We start from the raw sequence: 6000 nt of genomic DNA on the forward strand, positions 1-6000 counted from the left end.
CACCGGTAGTACAGTGGGAGATCACGGCGCCCGGCCCGACCGCCACTGCTCGGCCTGGTCGCACTGCGCCCACCCGCCGTCGTTCTGCTTCAGGAGTTGACCGTGCCCACCACCTCGTCCACCGCCACCCACGACGTCGTCCTGATCGGCGGCGGCATCATGAGCGCCACCCTGGGCGTGCTGCTGCAGAAGCTCGAGCCCACCTGGTCCATCGCCCTGTACGAGAGCCTCGATCAGGCCGGCCTGGAGTCCTCCGACCCGTGGAACAACGCGGGCACCGGCCACGCCGCCCTGTGCGAGCTGAACTACTCGCCCATGGACAAGAACGGACGGGTGGACGTCACCAAGGCGCTGGGCATCAACGAGCAGTTCTGGACCACCCGCCAGTTCTGGTCCTCCCTGGTGGCGGACGGCACGCTCAAGGACCCCAAGTCCTTCATCAACCCGCTGCCGCACATGTCCTTCGTGTGGGGTGACGACCACGCGGACTACCTCCGCACCCGCTATGAGGCCATGTCCGCCCAGCCGCTGTTCGCCGGCATGGAGCACAGCGAGGACCCGGAGCAGATCCGTGCCTGGGCCCCGCTGCTGATCGAGGGCCGTGAGCCGGGCCAGCGCCTGGCGGCGTCCCGCAACACCGGCGGCACCGACGTCGACTTCGGCTCCCTCACCCGCCAGCTCATCACGGCCATGGCCGGCGCCGGCGCCGAGGTGCGCTTCGGTCACAAGGTCACCGGCCTCACCCGCGGCACGGACGGCCGCTGGGAGGTCAAGGTCAAGAACAAGGCCGCCGGCTCCGAGCTCGTGGACCGCGCCCGCTTCGTCTTCGTCGGTGCCGGCGGCGGCGCCCTGCCCCTGCTGCAGAAGTCCGGCATCCCCGAGGCCAAGGGCTTCGGCGGCTTCCCGGTCTCCGGCCAGTTCCTGCGCTGCACGGACGAGTCCGTGGTCAACCAGCACATGGCCAAGGTGTACGGCCAGGCCGCCGTCGGCGCCCCGCCGATGTCCGTGCCCCACCTGGACACCCGCTTCGTCAACGGCAAGCGCTCCCTGCTGTTCGGCCCCTACGCCGGGTTCTCCACGAACTTCCTCAAGACCGGCTCCTACCTGGACCTGCCGCTGTCCGTGCGCCCGCACAACCTCAGCACGATGCTGGACGTGGCCAAGGACAACATGGACCTGACCAAGTACCTCGTGACCGAGGTGCTGAAGTCCCGGGACAAGAAGATCGACGCGCTGCACGAGTTCTACCCGGAGGCCGACGGCGGCGAGTGGGAGCTGATCACCGCGGGCCAGCGCGTGCAGGTGATGAAGCGCAAGGGCCGCTTCGGCGGCGTCCTGCAGTTCGGCACCGAGGTCGTCACGCACGCGGACGGCTCGCTCGGCGGCCTGCTCGGCGCCTCGCCGGGCGCCTCCACCGCGGCCCCCATCATGGTGAAGCTGCTCGAGCGCTGCTTCCCCGCGAAGATGGCCGGCTGGGACGGCACGCTCAAGGAGCTCATCCCGTCCCTGGGCCACACGCTCAACGACGACCCGGCGCTGCTGGACGAGGTCCGCACCGTCACGGACGCCGCACTGAAGCTGGCCTGACGCCCCGATGGGAGCGCTCGCACGGTTCTCACTCGGTCGGCGGGCGCTCGTGGCGCTCGTCACCGTGTTCATCGCGGTGTTCGGCGTCCTCTCCGCCGGGCAGCTCAAGCGGGAGCTGATCCCCCCGCTCGAGCTGCCCGTCATCTCCGTCTCGACGCTCTACCCGGGGGCGTCCCCCGAGGTCGTGGACGCTCAGGTGGGCGAGCCCCTCGAGACGGCCCTGCAGGCCGTGGAGGGGCTCGAATCCTCGCGGTCCACGTCGCAGTCCGGCTTCAACGCGGTCCAGCTGGAGTTCGCCTACGGCACAGACCTGAACCGGGCCCGGTCCCAGGTGGACCGCGTGGTGGCCAACCTGGGGCCGCAGCTGCCGGAGGAGGCGGAGACCTCGTCCTTCGCGGGCTCCGTCTCCGACTTCCCGGTGGTCTTCCTCGCCCTGTCCGGGGACGAGGACCTCAACACCCTGCGCCGCCGCGCCGAGGACGTCCTGGCCCCGCGGCTGCAGAAGATCGACGGCGTCCGAGGCGCCGACGTCCTCGGCGGCACGGACGAGAACGTCTCCGTGGTCCCGGACCCGGCCGCGCTCGCCGCCGCCGGGCTGACCACCTCCGACATCACCGACGCGCTCGAGGAGAACGCCGGCCTCTTCCCCGTCGGCCAGGTCACCGAGGGCGCGACCACCTATCCCGTCCAGGCGGGCGCCGCCGTCGAGGACCTCGAGGGCCTGCGCGGGATCGTCGTCGCTCCCTCCGGCGACGGCGAACCGCGCACCCTGGACGAGGTCGCCGACGTCACCCTCGTGGCCGCGGCCCCCACCTCGCTGACCCGCACCGACGGGGTGCCGACGCTGTCCGTCTCCGTGACCGCGACCCCGGACGCCGACCTCGTGGCGGTCTCTCAGGCCGTGCGCGACGCCCTGCCGGAGCTGGCGTCCCTGGTCGGCGGCGGCGCGGACCTGACCGTGGTGTTCGACCAGGCCCCGTTCATCCAGCAGTCCATCGACACGCTGTTCCAGGAGGGCCTGCTGGGCCTGGCGTTCGCCGTGCTGGTGATCGCCGTGTTCCTGCTCTCGGTGCGCTCCACCCTCGTCACCGCCGTGTCCATTCCGCTGTCCCTGCTGGCCGCCCTCATCGGGGTGGCGGCCTTCGGCTACTCCCTCAACACGCTGACGCTCGGGGCGCTGACGATCTCGATCGGCCGAGTCGTGGACGACGCGATCGTGGTGGTGGAGAACATCCGCCGGCACCTCGGCCTGGGCGCCGACCGGCGCACCGCGATCCTGGACGGCACGCGCGAGGTCGCCACCGCGATCACCGCCTCCACCCTCGTCTCCGTGGCCGTGTTCCTGCCCATCGCCTTCGTGGGCGGCCTGGCCGGCGAGCTGTTCCGGCCCTTCGCCGTGACCGCCACGGTCGCCCTGCTGGCCTCCCTCGTCGTCGCCCTGACGATCGTGCCGGTGCTGTGCTGGTGGTTCCTGCGCTCCCCGCGGCGCGGGGCCGAGACCACGGCCGCGCCCGCCGTCCCCGGCGACCGGCCCGTGGCGGCCGGCGGATGGCTCACCCGGGCCTACCGCCCGGTGCTGCGCTGGACACAGCGGCACACCGTGGTCACCCTCGCCGCCGCCCTGGCGCTGCTGGCCGGCACGGCCGCGCTGGTCCCGCTGATCCCCACGAACCTCCTGGGCGACTCGGGACAGAATTCGTTCGTCGTCACGGCGGAGCAGGAGCCGGGGGCGTCGCTGGAGACGACGGCCGCCGCCGCCGAGCGCATCGAGCAGGTGCTGCTGGACACCGACGGCGTCGAAACCGTCCAGTGGACGGCCGGCACTGCCGCCGGTCCGATGGGGGCCTTCGGCGGCTCCTCGGCGGACCGGGCGCGGTTCACGGTGGTGACCGACCCGGATGCGGACCAGGTGGCCCTCCAGGACGGGGTGCGCGCCGAGCTCACGGGTCTCGACGGCGTGGGCGACGTGTCCGTCTCCACACAGCAGGGGCCGAGCGGCGGCCAGGACATCGAGGTGGCCGTCTCCGCCCCCGACCCGCAGGCCCTCACCGCGGCCGCCGATCAGGTCGCCGAGGCGCTGCGGCCCGTCGAGGGTGCCCGCGAGGTGACGACGCCGGCCTCGGACCTGCGCCCGACGTTCCAGGTGGACGTGGACACCGTCGCCGCCGCCCGGCTCGGCCTGACCGAGGAGGCGGTGGCCGGCCAGGCCGCCGCCGCCCTGCAGGCCGTGCCCGTGGGCGACGTCCGCTTCGGGTTCGAGAGCTTCGCGGTGCAGCTGGGTGACCCGGAGCCGGTCGAGTCCCTCGACGCCCTGCGCCAGGTGCCCGTGGAGACGGCCGAGGGGCCCGTGCCGCTGGGGGACCTCGCCGAGGTCTCGCGGATGTCCGTACCTGCCCGGGTGACGTCCTCGAACGGCGAGCGGACCGCCGTCGTCACGGTGACCCCGGACGACGAGGACCTCGGGGCCGTCTCACGCCGGGTCACGCAGGCCGTGGCGGAGCTGGACCTGCCCGAGGGCGTCACCGCGGCCGTGGGCGGCGCGGCGGAGCAGCAGGCGCAGACGTTCCGGGACCTCGGACTGGCGCTGCTGGCCGCCGTGGCGACCGTGTACGTCGTGATGGTGGCGACGTTCAACTCGCTGCGCCAGCCGCTCGTGCTGCTCGTGTCGATCCCCTTCGCCGCCACGGGCGTGTTCCTGGCGCTGCTGGCCACCGGCACGCCGCTGGGACTGTCCACGATGATCGGGCTGCTCATGCTGGTGGGCATCGTGGTGACGAACGCGATCGTGCTGATCGACCTGATCAACCAGTACCGCCGCGACCGCGGCATGACCTTGGACGAGGCGATCGAGGTGGGCGCGCTCAACCGCGTGCGCCCGGTGGTGATGACGGCCCTGGCCACCATCCTGGCCATGACCCCGATGGCCCTGGGCATCACGGGGCACGCGGGGTTCATCTCCCAGCCCCTCGCGGTGGCCGTGGTGGGCGGCCTGGTGTCCTCCACCCTGCTCACGCTCGTGCTCGTGCCCGTGCTGTACCGGCTCACCGAGGTCCGCGGGGAGCGCCGCCTGCAGGAGGAGCGTCGCGTCGCGGCCGAGCAGGAGGCGCAGCGCGTCGCGGCCGAGCGTGCGGCCGAGCAGGAGCGCCGGGCGGAGCAGGAGCGCCGGGCGGAGGACCGTTGGGCGGCCCCGTCCGAGCTCGACGCCGGACGCCTCGGCCGACTCCGGCAGCGCCTCCGCCGGCGGTGGCGCCGGGCCTGACCTCACGCGTGGCGCGGGCCGGGGCGGCGGGGCGCACCCCCGTCGCTCAGGCGCCGTCGTGCACCGCGAGGCTCGAGCCGCGCCGGTCCTTGCGCACCTCGAGGCGCACGCCGATCTCCTGCCTCATCCGTTCGACGTGGGAGACGAGGCCCACGGTCCGGCCACCGGTCCGCAGGGTGTCCACGACGTCCAGGACGTCGTCGAGGGTGTCCGCGTCGAGCGAGCCGAAGCCCTCGTCCACGAAGAGCGTGTCCAGTTCGATGCCGCCGGCTTCGGCCTGCACGGTGTCCGCGAGCCCCAGGGCGAGGGCGAGGGAGGCCATGAAGGTCTCGCCGCCCGAGAGCGTGGCCGGGTGGCGGGTCTCGTCCACGTAGTGGTCCCGGATGACGAGTTCGAGGCCCTTGTTCCCGCGCCCGCCCACGGCGTCGGAGTACTCGATCGAATACCGCTGGTCCGTCATGGCGAGCAGACGCTCGGTGGCCGCGGCGGCGACCTCCTCGAGCCGCCCGGCGAGGACGTAGCTCGTCAGGGGCATCTTGAGCAGGTTCTCCCCGCCGCCGCGGACGAGGTCGAGCAGCCCCCGCACCCGCGTGTGCTCGGCGATGAGCCCGGCGGACCGCTCCAGGACCTCGGTCAGGGCGGCCGACTGGCGGCGCACCGTGGCGACGAGTGAATCGAGTCGCCCGACCGCCGTCGCCCGGGACGAGCTCGCGGCCTCGGCCGCGGCGAGCGCCTCGGCGGCGGCGCGGGTCTGCTCCTCGGTCGGCGGCTCGACACCCGCCTCGGCGAGGGCGCGGCCCCGGCGGACGGGCTCGCTCGCCTCGAGCTCGGCGAGGCGGGCCCGTTCCGCGTCCCACTCCTGCACGGCGGCCGTGCGCGCGGCGGCCTCCGTCTCCTCGAGGCGGGCCGCGCGCGCCGCGTCGACGTCGTCGAAGCGCTGTTCGGCCAGCGCGGCGGTGAGCGCCTGGCCGGTCTCGTCGGCGACCGCCCGGGCGCGCGCGTCCTCGTCCTGCGCCGCAGCGAGGGCGGCCAGGACCCGGCGTGCGGCGGTGACCTGGTCGCGGCGGGCGTCGAGGGTCTCGGCGTCGCCGCGGGCGGCCTCGACGGCGTCCCGCAGCTCGGTCAGCCGGGCGGCGCGGTGGGCGGCGGCCTCC

General features: G+C 73.7%; 3 protein-coding genes. 2 read left to right on the top strand and 1 reads right to left on the bottom strand.

Features of this window, described 5'->3' with window-relative positions; genetic code table 11:
• The first annotated feature begins 96 nt into the window (after window positions 1-96).
• Window positions 97-1587: a malate:quinone oxidoreductase gene (locus tag SJ20_RS05280; RefSeq protein ID WP_205805183.1), complete on the top strand. Its 1491-nt coding sequence runs from the start codon at window positions 97-99 to the stop codon at window positions 1585-1587.
• A gap of 7 nt (window positions 1588-1594) precedes the next feature.
• Entirely contained in the window at window positions 1595-4846 is a 3252-nt protein-coding gene (locus tag SJ20_RS05285) for an efflux RND transporter permease subunit (RefSeq protein WP_044659182.1), read from the top strand.
• Window positions 4847-4892: 46 nt separating this feature from the next.
• On the opposite strand, the gene SJ20_RS05290 is transcribed toward SJ20_RS05285, so the two are convergent.
• A partial coding sequence (locus tag SJ20_RS05290; RefSeq protein ID WP_044659183.1) for an SbcC/MukB-like Walker B domain-containing protein occupies window positions 4893-6000 on the bottom strand: 1108 nt, incomplete at its 5' end.

This window comes from Micrococcus sp. MS-ASIII-49 (genome assembly GCF_000946635.1).
GTDB classification, from domain to species: domain Bacteria; phylum Actinomycetota; class Actinomycetes; order Actinomycetales; family Micrococcaceae; genus Micrococcus; species Micrococcus luteus.

What these genes read in the sequence shown, in the direction of transcription:
- SJ20_RS05285 (WP_044659182.1), top strand. Translation starts at nt 1,595, where the DNA reads ATGGGAGCGCTCGCACGGTTCTCACTCGGTCGGCGGGCGCTCGTGGCG.